This is a genomic window from Microbacterium sp. (assembly GCF_044508325.1).
Lineage (GTDB): Bacteria > Actinomycetota > Actinomycetes > Actinomycetales > Microbacteriaceae > Microbacterium.
Map to the genome: position 1 here is coordinate 216,906 of NZ_JBIQHX010000002.1, position 18,902 is coordinate 235,807.

19 protein-coding genes are annotated in these 18,902 nt (G+C 72.3%); 5 read left to right on the forward strand and 14 right to left on the reverse strand.

Annotated features, from left to right (window positions below):
• Window positions 1-6: 6 nt before the first annotated feature.
• The 9 genes from ACIWQI_RS02565 to ACIWQI_RS02605 all read right to left on the reverse strand — a co-directional run bounded on the left by ACIWQI_RS02565 (window position 7) and on the right by ACIWQI_RS02605 (window position 8,576).
• Complete coding sequence (locus ACIWQI_RS02565; protein WP_396655514.1) at window positions 7-1,470, reverse strand: NAD(P)/FAD-dependent oxidoreductase; 1,464 nt, start codon at window positions 1,468-1,470, stop codon at window positions 7-9.
• Window positions 1,470-2,756 (reverse strand): S8 family serine peptidase, encoded by a 1,287-nt coding sequence (locus ACIWQI_RS02570; protein ID WP_396655515.1) that lies wholly within the window; start codon window positions 2,754-2,756, stop codon window positions 1,470-1,472. The genes ACIWQI_RS02565 and ACIWQI_RS02570 overlap by 1 nt, the downstream gene beginning before the upstream one ends.
• Complete coding sequence (locus ACIWQI_RS02575) at window positions 2,753-3,268, reverse strand: DUF501 domain-containing protein (RefSeq protein ID WP_396655516.1); 516 nt, start codon at window positions 3,266-3,268, stop codon at window positions 2,753-2,755. The genes ACIWQI_RS02570 and ACIWQI_RS02575 overlap by 4 nt, the downstream gene beginning before the upstream one ends.
• A 70-nt stretch (window positions 3,269-3,338) precedes the next feature.
• Window positions 3,339-3,854: a septum formation initiator family protein gene (locus ACIWQI_RS02580; RefSeq protein WP_396655517.1), complete on the reverse strand. Its 516-nt coding sequence runs from the start codon at window positions 3,852-3,854 to the stop codon at window positions 3,339-3,341.
• 22 nt (window positions 3,855-3,876) lie between these two features.
• A complete protein-coding gene (eno, locus tag ACIWQI_RS02585; protein ID WP_396655518.1) occupies window positions 3,877-5,157 on the reverse strand; it encodes a phosphopyruvate hydratase in 1,281 nt (426 codons plus the stop codon).
• Window positions 5,158-5,243: 86 nt separating this feature from the next.
• Entirely contained in the window at window positions 5,244-5,912 is a 669-nt protein-coding gene (locus tag ACIWQI_RS02590) for an O-methyltransferase (protein ID WP_396655519.1), read from the reverse strand.
• Between the two features lie 46 nt (window positions 5,913-5,958).
• Window positions 5,959-6,126 carry a methionine/alanine import family NSS transporter small subunit gene (locus ACIWQI_RS02595; protein WP_396655520.1) on the reverse strand — a complete coding sequence of 56 codons (168 nt, stop codon included), beginning with the start codon at window positions 6,124-6,126 and terminating at the stop codon, window positions 5,959-5,961.
• A complete protein-coding gene (locus tag ACIWQI_RS02600) occupies window positions 6,123-7,703 on the reverse strand; it encodes a sodium-dependent transporter (protein WP_396655521.1) in 1,581 nt (526 codons plus the stop codon). The genes ACIWQI_RS02595 and ACIWQI_RS02600 overlap by 4 nt, the downstream gene beginning before the upstream one ends.
• Before the next feature lie 84 nt (window positions 7,704-7,787).
• Window positions 7,788-8,576, reverse strand: a complete 789-nt coding sequence (locus ACIWQI_RS02605) for a helix-turn-helix domain-containing protein (RefSeq protein WP_396655522.1) — start codon at window positions 8,574-8,576, stop codon at window positions 7,788-7,790.
• A 61-nt stretch (window positions 8,577-8,637) separates the two neighbouring features.
• Between ACIWQI_RS02605 and ACIWQI_RS02610 the strand changes: the two genes are divergently transcribed.
• Window positions 8,638-9,141, forward strand: a complete 504-nt coding sequence (locus ACIWQI_RS02610) for a VOC family protein (RefSeq protein ID WP_396655523.1) — start codon at window positions 8,638-8,640, stop codon at window positions 9,139-9,141.
• A 40-nt stretch (window positions 9,142-9,181) separates the two neighbouring features.
• Window positions 9,182-10,432: an APC family permease gene (locus ACIWQI_RS02615; RefSeq protein ID WP_396655524.1), complete on the forward strand. Its 1,251-nt coding sequence runs from the start codon at window positions 9,182-9,184 to the stop codon at window positions 10,430-10,432.
• On the opposite strand, the gene ACIWQI_RS02620 is transcribed toward ACIWQI_RS02615, so the two are convergent.
• The 4 genes from ACIWQI_RS02620 to ACIWQI_RS02635 are packed head-to-tail and all read right to left on the reverse strand — an operon-like array spanning window position 10,416 to window position 15,916.
• Window positions 10,416-11,732 carry a histidine--tRNA ligase gene (locus tag ACIWQI_RS02620; RefSeq protein WP_396655600.1) on the reverse strand — a complete coding sequence of 439 codons (1,317 nt, stop codon included), beginning with the start codon at window positions 11,730-11,732 and terminating at the stop codon, window positions 10,416-10,418. The two genes, ACIWQI_RS02615 and ACIWQI_RS02620, sit on opposite strands and share 17 nt — an antisense overlap.
• A gap of 31 nt (window positions 11,733-11,763) precedes the next feature.
• Entirely contained in the window at window positions 11,764-12,483 is a 720-nt protein-coding gene (locus ACIWQI_RS02625) for a MazG nucleotide pyrophosphohydrolase domain-containing protein (RefSeq protein ID WP_396655525.1), read from the reverse strand.
• Complete coding sequence (locus tag ACIWQI_RS02630) at window positions 12,480-13,643, reverse strand: Na+/H+ antiporter NhaA (RefSeq protein ID WP_396655526.1); 1,164 nt, start codon at window positions 13,641-13,643, stop codon at window positions 12,480-12,482. Before ACIWQI_RS02630 ends, ACIWQI_RS02625 begins: the two co-directional genes overlap by 4 nt.
• Window positions 13,643-15,916 carry a TIM-barrel domain-containing protein gene (locus ACIWQI_RS02635; RefSeq protein ID WP_396655527.1) on the reverse strand — a complete coding sequence of 758 codons (2,274 nt, stop codon included), beginning with the start codon at window positions 15,914-15,916 and terminating at the stop codon, window positions 13,643-13,645. Before ACIWQI_RS02635 ends, ACIWQI_RS02630 begins: the two co-directional genes overlap by 1 nt.
• A gap of 131 nt (window positions 15,917-16,047) precedes the next feature.
• Between ACIWQI_RS02635 and ACIWQI_RS02640 the strand changes: the two genes are divergently transcribed.
• On the forward strand, window positions 16,048-16,230 hold the full coding sequence (locus tag ACIWQI_RS02640; RefSeq protein WP_396655528.1) for a hypothetical protein: 183 nt from the start codon (window positions 16,048-16,050) through the stop codon (window positions 16,228-16,230).
• 5 nt (window positions 16,231-16,235) lie between these two features.
• Here the strand turns inward: ACIWQI_RS02640 and ACIWQI_RS02645 are convergent, their stop codons facing one another.
• Window positions 16,236-16,835 carry a gamma carbonic anhydrase family protein gene (locus ACIWQI_RS02645; protein WP_396655529.1) on the reverse strand — a complete coding sequence of 200 codons (600 nt, stop codon included), beginning with the start codon at window positions 16,833-16,835 and terminating at the stop codon, window positions 16,236-16,238.
• A gap of 169 nt (window positions 16,836-17,004) precedes the next feature.
• On the opposite strand from ACIWQI_RS02645, the gene gdhA reads away from it, so the two are divergent.
• Window positions 17,005-18,360 (forward strand): NADP-specific glutamate dehydrogenase, encoded by a 1,356-nt coding sequence (gdhA, locus tag ACIWQI_RS02650; protein WP_396655530.1) that lies wholly within the window; start codon window positions 17,005-17,007, stop codon window positions 18,358-18,360.
• A 46-nt stretch (window positions 18,361-18,406) separates the two neighbouring features.
• On the forward strand, window positions 18,407-18,754 hold the full coding sequence (locus ACIWQI_RS02655; RefSeq protein WP_396655531.1) for an Lsr2 family protein: 348 nt from the start codon (window positions 18,407-18,409) through the stop codon (window positions 18,752-18,754).
• Window positions 18,755-18,902 lie beyond the last annotated feature (148 nt).

An 18,902-nucleotide genomic window follows, 5' to 3' on the forward strand; every position in this document is an offset into this window, starting at 1 on the left:
GGCGACTCAGGCCGAGGCGGATGCCTTCTCCGACTGCTTCTCGTCGGCCGCCTTGGCATCGGGCTTCGCGGGAGCGGCCTCGACGGGCTGCGGCGGGCGCGGGCGCGCTGCGAACTCCTCGAAGACGTAGCGCGGACTCTGCACCGTCGACAGGTTGACGATGTCGCGACCGAGCCAGAAGTTGTTCCACCAGCCCCAGAACACCCGCCACTTGCGCTCCCAGGTGGGCATCGCCAGGCCGTGGTAGCCGCGGTGGGCGAGCCACGCGACGAAGCCCTTCAGGGCGAGCTTGCCGGACTGGAAGACACCGTCGTAGAGGCCGAGGCCGGCGACCGCGCCGAGGTTCTTGTGGAAGTACTCGCGGGGCTGCTCACCGCGGATCACCGCGACGACGTTCTTGGCCAGCAGCTTCGCCTGGCGCACGGCGTGCTGCGCGTTGGGCACGCAGTAGCCGCCCACGCCGCCGCCGGAAAGGTCGGGCACCGCCGAGACGTCGCCGGCGGCCCAGGCACCCTCGACGATCTCCTCCTCGGTGCCCACGCGCAGGTCGGCGCGGGTGCGGATGCGGCCACGCTCCTCGGCCATCAGGTCGCTGCCGCGGACCACCGTCGGGTTCGCCATGACGCCGGCGGTCCAGATGATGAGATCGGTCGGGATCGTCTCGCCCGTGGACAGTTCGACGTTGCCGTCGACGGCGCCGACCACCTGGGTGTCCAGGTGCACGTAGGCCCCGCGCTTGGCGAGGTCCTTGAGGACCCACTCGCTCGTGGGCAGCGAGACCTCGGGCATGATGCGGCTCATCGCCTCGATGAGGTGGAAGTGCGTGTCGTCGAACGAGATCGTCGGGTACCGCCCGACGAGCGCCGAGGCGAGCGAGCGCAGCTCGGCGAAGACCTCGATGCCGGCGAAGCCGCCGCCGACGACCACGACGGTCAGCAGCCGGTCGCGCTCGGGACCGGGCGGAAGGGTCGCGGCCTTGTCGAAGTTCGACATCAGGCGGTCGCGGATCGCGACGGCCTCCTCGATGGTCTTCAGGCCGATCGCGTTGTCGGCGATGCCGGGGATGGGGAACGTGCGCGAGACGGCGCCGGCGGTCACGACGATGTGGTCGTACTCCTGCTGCCACGGCTCGCCCATCGCCGGAGTGATGGTCGCCACGCGGTTCTCGTGATCGATCGCGGTCACCTTCGCGGTGATGACGTGGGTGCGCTTGAGGTGCCGGCGGTGCGCGACGACGGCGTGCCGGGCCTCGATCGATCCTGCCGCGACCTCGGGCAGGAACGGCTGGTACGTCATGTACGGGACGGGGTCGACCATGGTGACCTCGGCCTCGCCCCTGCGGAGATGCTTCTCGAGCTTCCACGCGGTGTAGAAGCCGGCGTAGCCGCCGCCGACGATGAGGATCTTGGGCACGGCGTTGCCTGCAGTGCTGGACACGATGGGAACGGACTCCTCGACAGGATGGGACATCACCGGCTCGTCACCCGGGCGGAGCGCGCCGATCTGATGCGTCGGACAGCTGCGGTGACACCGAGCCCGATAAGGATAGCAGGCACGGTGAGCACGAGGAGCGGCACCGTCCCGTACCGCAGGGTGTCAGCCGAGGGCAGCAACGGGGATGCCGCTTCGCTCACCGCGTCGGCCGGCGGCAGCTGCGGGACCTCGACCGGCGCGACGGTGGGCTGGTCGGTCGGCTCCGACGGCGTCGCCCGCCGGTACACCCGGATCCATTCGCGCAGCTCGTCGGCCGGGTTCGCCGAGACGGTGGGGACCGAGGCCGTCACGGCGCGCGCGGCATCCACCAGGCCCGAGCCGTACAGCACCGGCGACTGACCCGCGGGCAGCCGCGCGGTGGACTCGATCCGGTTGATGACGTTGCCGGCGTCGAGGCCGGGGTGCGCGGCGCGCACGAGCGCGGCGATGCCGGCGACGATCGGAGCCGCGCCGCTGGTGCCGCGCCATTCGACGAGGCGCCCGTCCGGCGAGACGCCGAGCAGCTGCTCGCTGGGAGCTGCGACGCCGAGGGTGATCCCCTGGGTGGACGCCTCGACGCTCGCCCTGCCCGACCTGTCGACGCCGGCGACGGTGAGCACTCCGGGGATCGTCGCCGGCGCGCCGACGCGGGTCGTGCCGCTGCCGCGGTTGCCCGCGGCGACCACGACCACGACGTCGTGGTCGAAGGCGTAGAGGAACGCGTCGTCCCAGCTGGTGTCCCAGTCGGGGGTGTTCGTGGTCAGCGAGAGGTTGATGATGTCGGCGCCGTTGTCGACCGCCCACACCATCGCCTCGGCGATCTGGTCGGCGAACGGCCGCGTCGCCGACGTCCCGAAGCCCACCGACACCGACAGCAGCTTCGCCTCCGGAGCGACCCCGAGCATGCCCGCGCCTCCCCCGGTGCCGCGCGAGGCGGCCAGCGACGCCACCCAGCTGCCGTGGTCGCGGTCCACCGCTCCCACGGGCGTGCGCCCATCGGGCGATCCGATGCCGGAGACGTCGTAGCCGCCGGCGACGGCGCCCTGGAACTCCGCCGGCCCCTTGGCGATGCCGGTGTCGATGATCGCGATGGTGACGCCCTCGCCGCGGGTCGTCTGCCACGCCTCGCGGATGCCGTAGTCGTCCAGCCAGTACTCGGCGGCCTGCACCGGGTCGACCTCGTCGACGACCGGCGCCGCCCACGCCGGCGCGGCCGTCACGCCGAGCACGATGGCAGCCGACATCGCCGCGGCGGCGGCGCGCAGCATCCGACCCGCCGTCATGCCGCATCCCCCGGAGCCGCGCACTCGCAGCGCGCCGGCGACCATCGCGCGCGGGCCAGCGCCTCGTCGCCGATCGGATTGACGCCGGGCCCCGCGGCCAGCGCGTGCCCGGCGAGCGCGTGCAGGCATTTCACGCGCGTGGGCATCCCTCCGGCGGAGACGCCCTCGATCTCGGGCACCCGGCCGTAGCGCTCACGGTCGGCGATGTACGCGTCATGGGCATCGCGATACGCGGCGGCGACATCCGGGTCGTGCAGCAGCTCCGCCAGCTCCGGCATGACCCGACCGGCCTCGAGCTGCGACATCGCGACGATCGCCGCCGGATGGGTGAGGTAGTAGAACGTGGGGAACGGCGTGCCGTCGGGCAGCCGCGGCGCGGTGGCCACCACGACGGGATTGCCGCACACGCACCGGGCCGCGATGCCGACCACCCCGCGCGGCTCGCGGCCGAGCTGGTCGCGGACGACCGCCAGGTCGGCGGCGTCCACGGGCTCGTAGGGGGGTGTCGGCACAGGTCACTCCTCTTCGCGGCCAGGCTACTCGTGCGGGCTGGGACGTCGCTGGATCACGCCGGGCGCGTGGTCAGGGCGTGGGCGACGGGGTCGGCTCATCCGGCACCCCGATGGTCAGCGGCGCCTTCGCCGTCGAGGCGGTGCCCGACGAGATGACCGACCGCACGAGCTGGGTCATCCAGTCCGCCTCGGCCTGCTGGAGGGTGTCGCTGACCGCGACCTCCTCGGCGGGCCGCTCGACCGGGTCGAGGTCGTCGTCGACGAGGTAGACGATCTCGCCCGGCTTGACGTAGTAGAGGCGCTCCCGCGCCTGTGTCGTGATGTAGGCCGGGTCGTTCCAGCGCTCGCGCTCGCGCTCCAGCTCGGCGACCTGCGCCTGCGTGAGCTCGACCGACTCCTCGAGGGCGGCGATCTGCTGCCGCTGGTCGATGTAGGTGCCCAGTGTCGGCACGAGCACGAAGGCGGCGAGCACCACCAGCCCCAGCATGATGACCATGAAGCCGGAGAGCCGGATGCCGCCGAGCCACCCCCGCACGTCGACCGCCGGGCGCGGGGCATGCGAAGGGGGAGCCGACTTGTTCGCCACGGCTCCCCCTCTCTGCGCGTGGTCAGTCCGTGAAGCGCGGGAAGGCCGCCCGGCCGATGTAGTCGGCCGCGTCGCCCAGTTCCTCCTCGATGCGCAGAAGCTGATTGTATTTGGCCACGCGCTCGGAGCGGGCGGGCGCGCCGCTCTTGATCTGACCGGAGTTCACGGCGACCGCCAGATCGGCGATCGTGGTGTCCTCGGTCTCTCCCGAGCGGTGCGAGAACATCGTGGTGTAGCCCGAGCGGTGCGCGAGGTCGACCGCGTCCAGCGTCTCGGACAGGGTGCCGATCTGGTTCACCTTCACCAGCAGCGAGTTGCCCACGCCCCGCTCGATGCCCTTGCGCAGTCGCTCGGGGTTCGTGACGAAGAGGTCGTCGCCGACCAGCTGCACCCGCGAGCCCAGCGCGTCGGTGAGGGCCTTCCAGGCATCCCAGTCGTCCTCTGCGAGCGCATCTTCGATCGTGACGATCGGGTACGCGTCGACCAGGCCGACGTAGTAGTCGGTCAGCTCGGCGGCCGACCAGGCCTTGCCCTCGAGCGTGTACACGCCGTCGTCGAAGAACTCGGTGGCTGCGACATCCAGGCCCAGCGCGATGTCGCGGCCCGGGGTGAAGCCCGCCTTCTGGATCGCCGCGACGAGGAAGTCGAGGCCCTCGCGGTTGCTGGGCAGGTCGGGGGCGAAGCCGCCCTCGTCGCCCAGGCCGGTGGCGAATCCGGCGGCCTTCAGCTCGCCCTTGAGGACGTGGTAGGTCTCGGCTCCCCAGCGCAGCGCCTCGGCGAAGGTCTCGGCGCCGATCGGGGCGAGGAAGAACTCCTGCATGTCGATGCCGTTGTCGGCGTGCTCGCCGCCGTTGATCACGTTGAACAGCGGCACCGGCAGGATGTGCGCGTTGGGGCCACCCAGGTAGCGGAACAGCGGCAGATCGGCGCTGTCGGCGGCGGCTTTGGCGACCGCGAGGCTCACGCCCAGGATCGCGTTCGCGCCGGTGCGCGACTTGTTCTCGGTGCCGTCGGTCTCGGTGAGGATCTCGTCGACGATGCGCTGCTCGCTCGCCTCGACGCCCTCGACGGCCGGCCCCAGTTCGTCGATGACGGCTTCGACGGCCTTGCGCGCGCCCTTGCCGCCGTACCGGCCCTTGTCGCCGTCGCGCAGCTCGTACGCCTCGAACGCGCCCGTGGACGCTCCGGACGGGACGGCGGCGCGCTGGACGGTGCCGTCGTCGAGCAGCACCTCCACCTCCACCGTCGGATTGCCGCGCGAGTCGAGGATCTCGCGCGCGTTGACTGCCTCGATAAGTGCCACAGGGGACTCCCTTTCGGATGGAGGTGGTGCCGGAGCGTCGTCGGTCCGTCCCCCACTCTAGTGACGGGATGCCGCGGCCACAGGCGCTAGGTCAGCACCGCTATCGCGACGCCGTCCCACCCCTTGCGGTCGAGGGTCTGCAGGGCCGTCGCGTCGAACCGGGGGTCGGTGCCGAGCATCTCCAGGCCCCGCCGGGTGCCGACGACATCGGGCCGGGTCGCTCCGGCGTCGGTGACTTCGCCGCCGCGGCCCACGTTGTCGACGACCACGACCGTTCCCGGACGCCCGAGCCGCGCGGCCCAGTCGAGGTAGAGGGTGTTGGACTCCTTGTCGGCGTCGATGAAGACGAGGTCGAAGGGCTCCTCGGCGGCGAGGGTGGGCAGCACGTCTTCGCCGCGGCCCAGCCGGATCTCGACGCGGTCACCGACGCCTGCCCGCTCCAGGTTGGCACGGGCGACCTCCGCGTTGCGGGGCTCGGCTTCGATCGTGACCACGTGGCCGTCCGGCGGCAGGGCACGCGCCATCCAGATCGTCGAGAACGCGCCGAGGGTCCCGATCTCGAGCACGCGCCGGGCCCCGGCGATCCGCACCAGCAGGTGCAGGAACTTCGCGTTGACGGGAGCGACCTCGATCGGCGGCAGCCCCGCGGCGTTCTGATCGCGGATCGCCGCCTCGAGCGCGGGGTCGTGCCCGACGAGCGTCTCGGTGAAGTACTGGTCGACGGCGCGCCAGGCGTCCGGGGTCGGCTCTGCCATGCGTCCAGAATCGCCGTGCCCGCGGCATCCGTCAACACGCGCCCGGTCAGGTGTCGTGCTCGATGATGCCGGCGTCCTCGCGGTGGTCGTCGATGCCGCCGGGCGGGTAGTCGGCCCGGTCGGGGCGGCGGGACAGGAAGATCGAGCTCGCAACGAGCCCGCCCCACACGAGCACGATCGACAGCAGGAGGAATCCGATCGCGACCCCGGTCATGACGATGCTCCCTTCTCGGACGCCCGCGTATCGCGCTCCAGCGGCGGCCAGGGCGCGAAGTCGTCCGGCGAGCGGCTCCAGCGCAGCGTCGTGACGACGATCGCGGCGAGCACGATGAACACGATGGTCCCCCAGCCGAACACGGCGAGGTACCACCCCGGCAGATCCTCGTAGCCGTCGACGATCAGCGTCACGATCCGCGAGACCAGCATGTACCCGAGCACGACCGGGGCCACCAGGCCCACGAGCAGGATCCAGATGCGCCCGACCGCGAAGGTCGAGACGGCGTTCAGGTGCGCGCGCAGCTCGGGTCCGCGCCGGAGCACCCAGATGATCAGCACGCACATGAGCACGGCCGATGCCACGATCCCGATGTTGTTGGCCCACTGGTCGACCACATCCAGGGCGAGCAGGCCCGTGGTGGTCGAGAAGAACAGCACCGACAGCGCGGCTGAGACGATGCCGACCCACAGGGCGGCGCCGGGCCGGCTGAGGCCGAATTTCTCCTGCACGGCGGCCGAGACCACCTGCAGCAGCGAGATGAGCGAGGTGAACCCGGCGAGGGTGAGCGACCCGAAGAACAGGCACCCGAAGATCGCACCGCCGGGCATCTGCGACACGATCGCGGGGAAGGTCACGAACGAGAGGCCGACGCCGGTGAGCCCTTCCAGCTCGGCGACCGCGACGCCTTGCTGGAACGCGAAGAAGCCGAGCGTCGCGAACACCCCGATGCCGGCGAGCAGCTCGAACGACGAGTTTGCGAAGGCGACGACGAGCCCGGGCGTGGTGAGGTTCGACCGGCGGCGGCGGTACGACGCGTAGGTGATCATGATGCCGAACGCGATCGACAGCGAGAAGAAGATCTGACTGTACGCGGCGATCCACACGTTGGGGTTCGCCAGCGCCGCCCAGTCGGGGGTGAACAGGGCGTTCAGGCCCTCGGCCGCCCCGTCGAGGAACAGGGCTCGTACGACGAGCACGAGGAACGCGACGAACAGCACCGGGAGCGCGATGAGGTTCGCGCGCTGCACGCCCTTGGCGACTCCGGCGGCGAGCACGACGATCGTGGCGATCCACACCGCCGCGAGCGGGATCAGCACGCCCGGCACGAACTGGAGGCTGAGCCCCGGGTCGCCCCTCTGCAGGTACTCGTCCTGCAGGAAGCCGCCCGGATCGTCGCCCCAGCGCAGATCGAACGAGAACACGAAGTAGCTGAGCGCCCACGCGATGACGGCGGTGTAATAGAGCCCGATCACGAACGCGATCGCGACCTGGAACCAGCCGAGCGACTCCAGCCACCGCGCACGGGGCGCGCCCAGGCGGCGCAGCGCCGTGGGCGCGGCGCCCCGGAAGCGGTGCCCGATGGCGTAGTCGAGGAACAGGATCGGGATGCCTGCGGTCACCAGGGCGACCAGGTACGGGATCAGGAACGCCCCGCCGCCGTTCTCATAGGCGACCCCCGGGAAGCGCCAGATGTTGCCCAGGCCCACCGCGGAGCCGATCGCCGAGATGATGAAGCCGATCTGGCCTGTCCACTGCTCGCGCGGCGGCGCCTCCGTCTGGTGCGTGCGGGCCATGGCACTTCCTCTCCTCGCCGAGAGCCGCCCCCTGGCGGGCACGCTACCAGCGTCCTCGGCGGGAGCGATAGCGCATCCGTGACGTCACCGGTGGCCGGGCCGGGTCGACCGATATCGGCTGGGAGTGAAGCCGAGCACCGCGCGGAAGTCGTTCGTCAGGTGCGCGTGGTCGGCGTAGCCCAGCTCGGCGGCGATGGCGGCGAGGTCGGCATCGGGGTGCTCGCGGACCCGCTGCGCCGCCTCCTGCAGCCGGCGGCGCCGGATCATCGCGGACGGTGTCGCCCCGACGTACCGGCGGGCGAGGCGCTGGAGGGTGCGCACCGAGACCGCGAGGCGCTGTGCGGCATCCTCGACGCGGAGCGCGTCGGCGTCGGTCATGAGCACGTCGGCCATCCGGTTCGCGAGCCGCGCCTCCTCCCCCGGCGCCGGGATGCGGTGCACCAGCCAGTCGGCGAACGCGGCGGTCGCCGCGGCGTGGCGGGCCGCGGCGTCATCGAGGGTCATCGCCGCAGCCACCGCCGCGTGCAGGTCGGGCAGATCGAGTGCCAGGTAGTCGTCCACGGCCGATGCCGGGTCGGCGAGAGCGGGTGTCGCCGCCGGGCGCAGCAGTGCCCCGACCGCCCAGCCGCGACCGGTGAGATCGCGGTGCGAGAGGCGCGTCGTCGGCCCCGCGAAGCCGACACCGCGCGGCTCGACGACGAGGTTGGATGCCGGGTACGACACGATCTCCTGCCGCGACGAGCGCCCAGCGGCGATGTCCCATTCGGGGATCCAGAACCACGCCACCAGCTCGGCGGCGGCAGGAGGCGGCGGCACGCGCGTGAAGCGAGGCAGCCGAGCGGGATAGAGGATGCCGCGCGTCGGATCGACCACCGATCCAGTCTGTCGTGAATCTCCAAGCGCGCGAACCGGCGCCCGCCGTAGCGTCGGCCGCATGGAAGAGACGATCCCCGCTGCCGCGACCGGCACGCACACCACCGACGGAGTCCCGCACGGGCTCACCAGCCTCACCCCGTTCCTCGCGATCCCCGATGCGAAGGGCGCGATCGAGTTCTACCGCGACGTCTTCGGCGCCCGGATCGTCGATGTCACCGAGGCCGGCGGCGTCGTGCACCATGCCGAGCTCGACTTCGGCGACGGCCACCTGCAGGTGGGCGAGCCGGTCGCCGACTACCGGCTCGTGCCGCCGCCCGAAGGAGAGGACGACTGCTATTCGATCGGGTTCTACTGCGCCGACGTGGACGCCCTCACCGCCCGCGCGGTCGAGGCCGGCGCGGTCGTGCGCGAAGCGCCCACGACCTTCGTGTCCGGTGACCGGTTCTCGAGCATCCGCGACCCGTTCGGCGTGCGCTGGTCGATCATGACGCGCGTCGAAGACCTCTCCGAGGCCGAGAGCGCCGCCCGCGTGGCCGAATGGGCGGCGTCGCTGACCGGTTGAGGTCACCGCTCGTTCACCCGACGGGGCTATCGTCGGCGAAGTGGCGGACAATGCCCTCGCACGCCGGCTGAACCTCGGCGACGCCGTCTTCATCGGGCTCGGCTCGATGATCGGCGCCGGGGTCTTCGCGGTGTTCGCGCCGGCCGCCGCCGCGGCCGGCGCCGGACTGCTCATCGGGCTCGCGATCGCCGCGGTCGTCGCGTTCGGGAACGCGACGTCGTCGGCGCAGCTGGCGGCGGCGCACCCGACGTCGGGCGGCACCTACGCGTACGGGCGCGCCGAGCTCGGCCACTGGTGGGGGTTCCTGGCCGGGTGGGGCTTCGTGGTCGGCAAGACCGCCAGCTGCGCGGCGATGGCGCTCACGTTCGCCGCGTACGCGGTCCCGACGGCGTGGCAGCGCCCGGTGGCCGCCGCGGCGATCGCTGGGCTGGTCACGGTGAACCTGCTCGGCGTCACGCGCACGGCGCAGCTGACCCGCGTCATCGTGGTGATCGCCCTGCTGGCGCTGGCGGCGGCCGTGGCCGCGGCGGTGGGGGCGCCCGTGCACACCGGCTGGGAGGGCGGTGCCCTGCTGGACGCAGGGGCCTACGGCATCCTGCAGTCCGCCGGCCTGATCTTCTTCGCGTTCGCAGGCTATGCCCGCATCGCCACCATGGGCGAGGAGGTGCGCGATCCGCAGCGCACCATCCCGCGCGCGATCGTGCTCGCGTTCGCGGTCGCACTGGTCGTCTACGGCACGGTCGCGACGGCGGTGCTGTGGGTGCTGGGGCCGGCGGGCACCGCCGCGGCCGCCGATCCGGTCGCCGCGGCCGTGGCTGCGTCCGGGTGGGCGTGGGCCGAGCCCCTTGTGCGGATCGGCGCGGCGGCCGCCGCGCTGGGCGCGCTGCTGGCATTGATCGCCGGCATCGGCCGGACGACCTTCGCCATGGCCCGCGAGGGCGATCTGCCCCGGCTGCTGGCGGCGGTGCACCCGCGGTCGCACGTGCCGCATCGCGCCGAGCTCGCCACCGGTGCCGTCGCCGTCGCGCTCGTGCTGCTGATCGATCTGCGCGGGGCGATCGGATTCTCGTCGTTCGGCGTGCTCGTGTACTACCTCATCGCGAACCTCGCGGCGCTGCGTCAGCACGGGCGGGCGCGCCGCTTCCCGCGCGCGCTGCAGGTGGTCGGAGCGGCGGGGTGCGCGGGTCTGGCGTTCACGCTGCCGTGGCAGAGTGTCGTGGGCGGCGTCGCTGTGTTCGCCGTCGGGGTCGGCTACCGGGCGGTGCGGCTGCGCGTCACGCGAGGGTCTTGAGTTCGAGGTCGTCCCGGGCGGTGCCGGCCGACACCGTCGCGAACGAGGTGTAGCCGTCGGCCGATGCGCGTTCGAGCAGCGCTTTCAAGTTCTTGGTGCGCCGCTCCAGGCGCACGCGGGCGCCGTCCGCCATGAGGGCGCCCTTGAGGGCGAGCAGCTCGGCGACGGGGACGTCGGCATCGTGCACGAGGACGATGGATGCCGCGGCATCCTGCTCCTGCTCGGCCACCAGGTCGACGATGCGCTCGAAGCCGATCGAGAAGCCGACGGCGGGCACTTCCTGCCCGAGGAAGCGGCCGATCATGCCGTCGTAGCGTCCGCCCCCGCCGAGTGAGTAGTCGACGCTGGGGTGGGCGAGCTCGAAGATCGTGCCGGTGTAATAGCCCATCCCGCGCACCAGGAACGGGTCGAACACGAGCGGCACTCCCCCGGCCTCCGCGCTTGTCGCCTCCGAGCTCGTCGCCCCCGAGCTCGTCGCCCCCGAGCCTGTCGAGGGGCGCGCCGCCGCGACCGCCTCGCCGATGCCGGCGAGGTGGGCCACGATGTCATCGGGCGCGCCCTCCGGCAGCGCCTTGCGGATCTGCCGCTCGCCGTACGGGTGGAATTCGAGGGTCTGCGGCCGCATCAGGAACGCCCGGAACGCTTCGACCGCCTCGGGCGCCGCCCCGCGCTCGGCGAGTTCGGCGACCACCCCCTCGGGGCCGATCTTGTCGAGCTTGTCGATCGTGATGAGCACTCCGGGGCGCTCGTCGACGGGGAAGCCGAACGTGTCGAGCATGAAGTCCAGCGCGCGGCGGTCGTTGATGCGCACAATGCCGCCCTCCAGCCCCAGCGCGTCGAGGGTGTCGAGCGTCGCGACCACCAGCTCCGCCTCGGCGCGGTCGGAGGCGTCGCCGATGATGTCGATGTCGCACTGCACGAACTGGCGGTAGCGGCCCTTCTGCGGGCGCTCCGCGCGCCAGACCGGCGCGATCTGGATGGCCCGGAACACCGTGGGCAGCACGCCGCGGTGCGTGGCGTAGAAGCGCGCGAGCGGCACGGTGAGGTCGTAGCGCAGGCCGAGATCGGTCAGTTGCGCGGGGTCTTCTGCCGCGGCGCGGATCGCCTCGGCATCCAGTCCCCGCTTGAGGATGTTGTAGGCGAGCTTCTCGTTGTCGCCGCCGATGCCGGCGTGCAGGCGCCCATGCTCCTCCATGACCGGGGTCTCGATCTCGTCGAAGCCGTGCGCCCGATAGCGCTCGCGGATGACGGCGAGCACGCGCTCGCGGCGCGCCTTGTCGGCAGGGAGGAAGTCGCGCATGCCGCGCGGAGGATTGACCGATGCCACGGGCCTATCCTTCCAGGTCGGCCTCGGCGGACCTGATGCGGTCCTGCAGAGCGCGCAGCCGCTCGCGCAGAGCGCGCTCGGCGTCCCAGCCCTCGGCGCGCGCGAGGGCGACCAGGCCCAGCAGCGCCTCGCCGAGCTCGGCCTCGGAGGACGGTGCGGGTTCGACCCGCAGCCCCTCCCCGCCGCGAACCCGAGGGGTCTCGTCGAGACCGGGGTCGACGACCCCGGTCTCGACCGGATCGCCCGGTCTCGGCGACGATTGCGCCAGCGAGGCGGCCCGGCCGAGGAGCTTCTGTGCGAGGGCGAGCGACGGCATCCGCTCGCTCACGCCGTCCAGGACCGAGCGGCGCTGGTGCTTCTCCGCCGCCTTGGCGGCGTTCCACAGCACGAGGACCTGCTCCGGCGTCTGGGCGGTCTCGCCGCCGAAGACGTGGGGATGCCGGCGGATCATCTTGTCGGTGAGGTCGCGGGCCACGTCATCGATGTCGAAGGGGTCGTCCGGGTCGCGAGAGGCGATCTCGGCGTGGAAGAGCACCTGCCACAGCAGATCCCCGAGCTCCTCGCGCAGATCCGCACGCGAGCCGTCCTCGACGGCGTCGATGAGCTCGGCGCTCTCTTCGACGAGATAGGGAACGAGGTCGCGGTGGCCGATCTGCTGCGTCCAGACGCACCGGTCGCGCACGGTGCGCATGGTGTCGGCGGCGGCACGCAGGGCATCGGTCATGATCGGGTCTCCATCCTCCGATGATGCCGCGCCCGCAGCGACACGAGCACCGCCGACAGCAGCAGCGAGATGAGCGACCCGCACAGCACCGCGAGGATCGCCTCGTCGCGCAGCGTCGATTCGCCGGCGAACGCCAGGTTCGCCAGCAGCAGCGACACGGTGAACCCGATCCCGCCCAACGCTCCTGCCGCGACGAGGTCGCCGAACGCCAGCCGCGGCTGGCCGGGGGCGGCGAAGCGCTGCGCGAGCAGCCCGGCCGCCGTGATGCCGACGAGCTTGCCGGCCGGCAGGGCGACCAGGACCCCCCAGAACGCCGGCGACAGCCCCGACCACCCGACCGCCGGAATCGCGACGAGCGCGGCCGTGAACGCGAACAGCGGCAGCACGAGTCCGTTGACACATGGCTCCAGGGCGTGACGGGTGACGATCGCGGGCGTCTGCGCCATCGCCAGGCCCAGCAGCACCCCGGCGATCGTGGCGTGCACACCCGACAGCAGCACGAGCACCCAGGTGGCGACCGCGAGCAGCAGGAGCAGGATCACGATCAGGGTGCGTCCGGCCCGGGTCCGCTCCCCCAGCATGCGGCTGAGCAGCGCGAAGGCGACCACGCACAGCAGCGCCAGGCCGAAGAGCCCGACGTTCAGGCCCTCGGCGTAGAGCACCGCGATGAACACGATGCCGACGATGTCGTCGAGGATCGCGAGCGCGAGCAGGAACGCCCGGACCGCCGACGGCAGCCCGCGCCCGAACACCGCGAGCACGCCGAGCGCGAAGGCGATGTCGGTGGCCGTGGGGATCGGCCAGCCGGCCGTGGGTCCGCGACCGACGGTGAAGGCCAGGTACATGATGATCGGCACCATCACCCCGCCTGCGGCCGCGATCGCCGGCTGCAGCGCGCGCCGCGGCGAGCGCAGGTCTCCCCGGGTCAGCTCGATCAGCAGCTCGACCGAGACGATGAAGAAGAAGACCGCCAGCAGGCCGTCCGACACCCAGTGCCCGAGCGACAGGTCGACCGGGCCGATGCCGACGTGCACGTGCGAGTACGCGATCACGGCGGGCCCGATCGGCGAGTTCGCCACGATGAGCCCGGCCGCCGCGGCCACCAGCAGCAGCACCGCCGGCAGGCGCGGTCCGCGCAGACGCTCTGCGAGCCCGGCCATCACCCCTCCTGCCTCACGAAGTCGTCGAGCTCGCCCGCGACCGCGCTCCCCTCGCGGGCGAACAGGGCCGGCTGCCCGAGCGGCGCCGCCACCGTGACTCGGGTGACCGCGTCGTCGCTGCCGTGCACCTGGCCCGTCCAGCTGTGCTGCCACCGGCCCGGCGGGAGCACGACCTCGACCGCGTCGGCGCCGGCGACGAGCACCGGGGCGAGCAGCAGGTCCGGCCCGAGCTGCAGCTCGTGGTCGGCAGCGCCGCGCAGTTCGGGCACCGGATCGACGAGGAAGGGGTGCTGCGCGCCGTGGGTCGCCCGGGCCCGCTCGGGCCCGAGCGCGACCCACAGTCGTGCGAGCACGCCCAGACGGGCGGCCAGCTCGGGGTTCTCCGCCGGCTGAGCCGCGGCATCCGGGCGGTTGCCCTCGTGGGTGCGCAAGACCGGCTGCAGGAGGGATGCCTCGGCCCACCGCACCACGAGCTCGTCATCGCGTGCAACGTCTCCGAACAGCGGCAGCGCCACGCTCGTGTAGCCGCCGATGTCGCCGTGCACCTGCGTCATGCCGCTCGCCGCGAGCGACTGGGCGATCGTGATCGCCGAGGCGAGACCGTCCGCGCCCGACCAGTCCTGGGTCTGGTCGCCGAGCCATACGGCGTCGGCGGTGCCGGCCGAGGCGGTGCCGCCGCTGCGGTGCCAGACGAAACCGTCGTCGGTGAGTCCCGCCAGCTCGAGAGCCCGGTTGTTCACCTCCTGCCAGAGCAGCGGCCAGCGCACGCGCCAGTCGCTTCCGACGCCGCCCTCCAGCTGCGCGTCCGGCGGCGGACCCTCCGCGAAGTCGGCCATCCAGCCCGAGGCGCCGGCGCCGGCGACCTCGTCGGCGATGACCTGCGCGAGCCACTCGCGAGCGGCCGGGTCGGAGAGGTCGACCGTCGCCGCGGTGAAGCCGTGCTGGTCGGTCTCGAGCACGTTCCCCTCCTCGTCGAGCGCGAGGTGGCCGAGCCCGGCCGCCTCGGCGTGCAGGTCGCGTCCGCCGCGGTCGGCGGACGCCGCCCCGCTGTCGGCCGACAGCGCGGGGTTGACGTAGGTGAGCACGCGGATGCCCTGATCGGCGAGGTCGCCGACCAGGGCATCCCACTCGGGGTACCACTCGGTGTCGAGGCTCCAGTTCCACTGCAGCCGATCGCCGAAGCTCGTGGTGCGGCGGCCGACCCAGTCCTGGAGCCACACGGCGGCCAACGGCACCCCGGCGTCCTGCAGCACGCCGATCTTCGCGCGCACCTCGTCGGTGCCGCCCTGCAGTCCGGCGATGAGCCCGGTCTGGGTCCAGGCCGGGGGCGCGGCGCCGCTGCCCGCCCACTCCGCCTGCACGGCGATCGCCGCGGCGGGCGTGGCGGCGGCGGCGAGGGCGAAGTCAGCGCGATCTGCCCACACCTCCCACACCATCCGGTCGTCGGGGCGCAGGTCGGCCGACGAGATCGCGGTGCCGCGGTAGGCCATGCTGCGTGCCTCGTCGGTGACGTTCATCCCGCTGACGAGGTATGTGGTGTCCTGACCGCCGGCGGCCTGCGCGGCGAGATCGACGAGGAACGACAGCGGCTGCTCGCCACGCCCGATCCCCTGTTCCCGCGGGATCAGTGCGATGCGCCGCCCGCGCAGATCCCACGCCGCAGACTGAGCGCCGAAGCCGTGCACGCCCTCGCCGGGGGCCAGCCCGGCCGTCACGTACAGCCGGTCGGCGGGCGGATCCACGATCACCGACACATCCAGGCGCCCCGGCGCCCCCTCACTCAGACGCACCGCCCAGGGGAGGGCGGGCTCGCCCTGGCGGGTGGCCTCGCCGGCGAGGGTGCCCGCCAGCAGGAGGCTCCCCCCGGGCTCCAGCTCCGCCCGCTCGAGCGTCTGCTCCGGCCAGGTCTGCGCGAGACGGTCGTGCACCCGGAGCAGTCCCGTGCTGTCGGTGAACCGCGCCGCCCCACGCGCCGCGCCGACGAACGCCGCTGCGTCGGGAGTCTCCCACACCGCCGACGCGGCATCGGGATGGCTCACGTGCAGGGCCGTGTCGATCGTGATCGTGAACGATCCGACCTGCCATCGGCCGCCGACTCCCTCGCTCACCTCAAGCGCTCCCCGCGGCGGATCGGCGAGATCGGTGGATGCCTCCGGCATCCGCATCGCCACGACCACCGCTCCCGCCACCGCCGCGACCACGACGACAGCGAGCACCGACAGGCCGATGCGCGTCCTGGCGCGTCGGCGCCGCGTGTCGGCGTCGTCTGTCACGGACCCCAGCCTAGGCATCCGGTCTCCGATGTCCCGGCGCCCGGGCGCCTGGCCCGGATTCGGCCCCCGCATCGGGCGGAACGCGCGCGTCGCTGCCGGGCGCGAGCGTGCGCGGGGTTACCGTCGGTGCCATGAGGTGGCATACCGCAATGACGAGCGCGATCGTCGAGGTCTGCCCCGCCTGCGCGTCCCCGGATGTGCGGGCAGAGGAGGACACCTGGTTCGCGGTGGAGCTGGATCGCCGTGCGGAGCTGCGCGAGCAGAACGTGCGGGTCGAGTTCCGCTGCCGCGACTGCGGCGAGCGCTGGGGCTGAGGCCGTCAGTCGACGCGCCGGTCCTCGGCGTGCCGCGCGAGGCTGTGCCCGTACCGCTCCGTGAGCTGCACCATGAGGTCGGGGGTCGACCGGTCGAGGCCGAACACGTAGCCCGGGAAGTCGAGCTCGCGCTGGGCCGCCTCGATCTTCTCGTGCGCCTCCGGCGGGAGGATCTGCAGCGGATCGCCGATGGCGACCCAGCCGATGGGCACGACGGTCTCGGGCGGCAGCTCGGTGCGCAGATGCACGACCGCGTTGATGCGCACCTCGCTGCGTTCGCGGATGCGTGCGCCGTTGAACACGCGCGTGCCGGTGGCCAGGAAGACCTCGTCGGCGATGGTGGCGCCCGAGATGCTCGCCATCGGCCCGATGAGCACGTGATCGCCGATGTGGACCGGGTTGGTGGAGGTGGCGCGCACGACAGCGTTCTCCATCACGATGACGTTCTCGCCGAGCGTGATCGGGCCGCCCTCCGACGTGATGACAGCGCCGTGGAGCACCTGGCAGTCGGGCCCGATCGTGACGTCGCCGCTGATCACGGCCGTCTCGGCGATGACCGCCGAGGGATGGATGCGGGGCTGCCTGTCCTGATGCTCGAACTGCACGTCGACCTCCTCGTCTGGCTCAGCGTAGCGCGACCGCTCGCGCGGCCGCGGGTAGGGTGAAACGGGTCGGCCTCACCCGGCACGACTGCTTCGGGCTCACGACGGTCACCCCCGCGTTCCCGCCATCGCGTCCACGACCGCGCCCTTGATCCCCGCCGAAAGCTCATCCATGACCGAGACATCCGAACTGCCCCCCGCCGTCGCCGACGTGTACGAGACCGTGATGGCCCGCGACCCGCACGAGCCGGAGTTCCAGCAGGCTGTGCACGAGGTCCTGGGCTCGATCACGCCGGTGCTCGAAGCGCACCCGCAGTTCGTCGACGGCGGGGTGCTCGAGCGCGTCGTCGAGCCCGAGCGGCAGATCCTGTTCCGCGTGCCGTGGGTCGACGACGCGGGACGGCTGCAGGTCAACCGGGGCTTCCGGGTGCAGTTCTCGTCCGTGCTCGGCCCGTACAAGGGCGGCCTGCGGTTCCACCCGTCGGTGAACCTGTCGATCATCAAGTTCCTCGGGTTCGAGCAGATCTTCAAGAACGCGCTCACCGGGCAGGGCATCGGCGGCGCGAAGGGCGGCAGCGACTTCGACCCGCACGCGCGGTCGGACGGCGAGATCATGCGGTTCTGCCAGTCGTTCATGAACGAGCTGTACCGTCATCTCGGCGAGCACACCGACGTCCCCGCCGGAGACATCGGCGTCGGCGCGCGTGAGATCGGCTACCTGTTCGGCCAGTACCGCAAGGTCACCAACCGCCACGAGTCGGGCATGTTCACCGGAAAGAGCGTGCAGTGGGGCGGCGCGGAGGTCCGCACCGAGGCGACCGGCTACGGCGCGGTGTTCTTCGCGCAGGAGATGCTGGGCGTGCACGATGACATGCTCGACGAGAAGCGCGTCGCGGTGTCGGGGTCGGGGAACGTCGCGATCTACGCGATCGACAAGGCCCGCCAGCTCGGGGCCACCGCGGTCACGGCGTCGGATTCGACCGGGTACATCCTCGACGAGGACGGCATCGACGTCGAGCTGCTGCGCCAGATCAAGGAGGTCGAGCGCGGCCGCATCGGCGAGTACGCGCGCCGGCGGCCGACCGCGCGGTTCATCGAGGGGCGCCGGCCCTGGGAGGTGCCGGTGGACGTCGCGATCCCGTCGGCGACGCAGAACGAGCTGGACGAGCAGGATGCCGCCGCGCTCATCGCCAACGGCGTGCGCGTCGTCGTCGAGGGGGCCAACATGCCCTCCACGCCCGAGGCCGTGGATGCCTTCCGCGCCGCCGGGGTGCTCTTCGGGCCGGGCAAGGCCGCCAACGCAGGGGGTGTGGCCACGTCGGCTCTGGAGATGAGCCAGAACGCGTCGCGACAGCGCTGGAACTTCGAGGACAGCGAGCGCAAGCTGCGCAGCATCATGCGAGACGTGCACCATGCCGCCTTCGCGGCGGCCGAGCGCTACGGCAGCCCCGGCGACTACGTCGTCGGCGCGAACTGCGCCGGATTCGAGCGGGTCGCCCACGCGATGCTGGCGCAGGGAGTCATCTGATTCTGCGTCTGGTCGAGACGGCCGCCGACTGGATAGTCTGACTCGCATGGCCCGCAGAATCGTGCACCAGCTCGTCGACGACCTGGACGGCACCGTCCTCGAGGTGGGATCCGGCGAGACCGTGCTCTTCTCGCTCGACGGCGTCGCCTACGAGATCGATCTGACCGACGACCACGCCGCGCAGCTGCGCGAGGCGCTGCGGCCCTACGTCGAGGCGGGACGGCGCATCACCGGCGCGGCCGCGCGCTCGGGCACCCGCGACGCCGGCCGACGCCGCACGGGACAGCGCGACTACGCGCCGATCCGCGCCTGGGCGAAGGAGAACGGCTACACGGTCTCCGAGCGCGGGCGGGTGCCGGCCGCCGTCATCGAGGCGTACGACGCCGCACACTGAGCTCGCTCCGGCCTCCGGTCGTTGAGCGAGGCCGCGCAGCGGCACCCCTCCGGTCGTTGAGCGAGGCCGCGCAGCGGCACCCCTCCGGTCGTCGAGCGAGGCCGCGCAGCGGCACCCCTCCGGTCGTCGAGCGAGGCCGCGCAGCGGC

Bases quoted from the DNA above. Each gene is read 5' to 3' on its own strand.
- ACIWQI_RS02565 (WP_396655514.1), bottom strand. From the start codon at position 1,470: ATGTCCCATCCTGTCGAGGAGTCCGTTCCCATCGTGTCCAGCACTGCA.
- ACIWQI_RS02570 (WP_396655515.1), bottom strand. From the start codon at position 2,756: ATGACGGCGGGTCGGATGCTGCGCGCCGCCGCCGCGGCGATGTCGGCT.
- ACIWQI_RS02590 (WP_396655519.1), bottom strand. From the start codon at position 5,912: ATGGCAGAGCCGACCCCGGACGCCTGGCGCGCCGTCGACCAGTACTTC.
- ACIWQI_RS02595 (WP_396655520.1), bottom strand. From the start codon at position 6,126: ATGACCGGGGTCGCGATCGGATTCCTCCTGCTGTCGATCGTGCTCGTG.
- ACIWQI_RS02600 (WP_396655521.1), bottom strand. From the start codon at position 7,703: ATGGCCCGCACGCACCAGACGGAGGCGCCGCCGCGCGAGCAGTGGACA.
- ACIWQI_RS02610 (WP_396655523.1), top strand. From the start codon at position 8,638: ATGGAAGAGACGATCCCCGCTGCCGCGACCGGCACGCACACCACCGAC.
- ACIWQI_RS02620 (WP_396655600.1), bottom strand. From the start codon at position 11,732: ATGCGCGACTTCCTCCCTGCCGACAAGGCGCGCCGCGAGCGCGTGCTC.
- ACIWQI_RS02625 (WP_396655525.1), bottom strand. From the start codon at position 12,483: ATGACCGATGCCCTGCGTGCCGCCGCCGACACCATGCGCACCGTGCGC.
- ACIWQI_RS02630 (WP_396655526.1), bottom strand. From the start codon at position 13,643: ATGGCCGGGCTCGCAGAGCGTCTGCGCGGACCGCGCCTGCCGGCGGTG.
- ACIWQI_RS02640 (WP_396655528.1), top strand. From the start codon at position 16,048: ATGAGGTGGCATACCGCAATGACGAGCGCGATCGTCGAGGTCTGCCCC.
- gdhA (WP_396655530.1), top strand. From the start codon at position 17,005: ATGACCGAGACATCCGAACTGCCCCCCGCCGTCGCCGACGTGTACGAG.
- ACIWQI_RS02655 (WP_396655531.1), top strand. From the start codon at position 18,407: ATGGCCCGCAGAATCGTGCACCAGCTCGTCGACGACCTGGACGGCACC.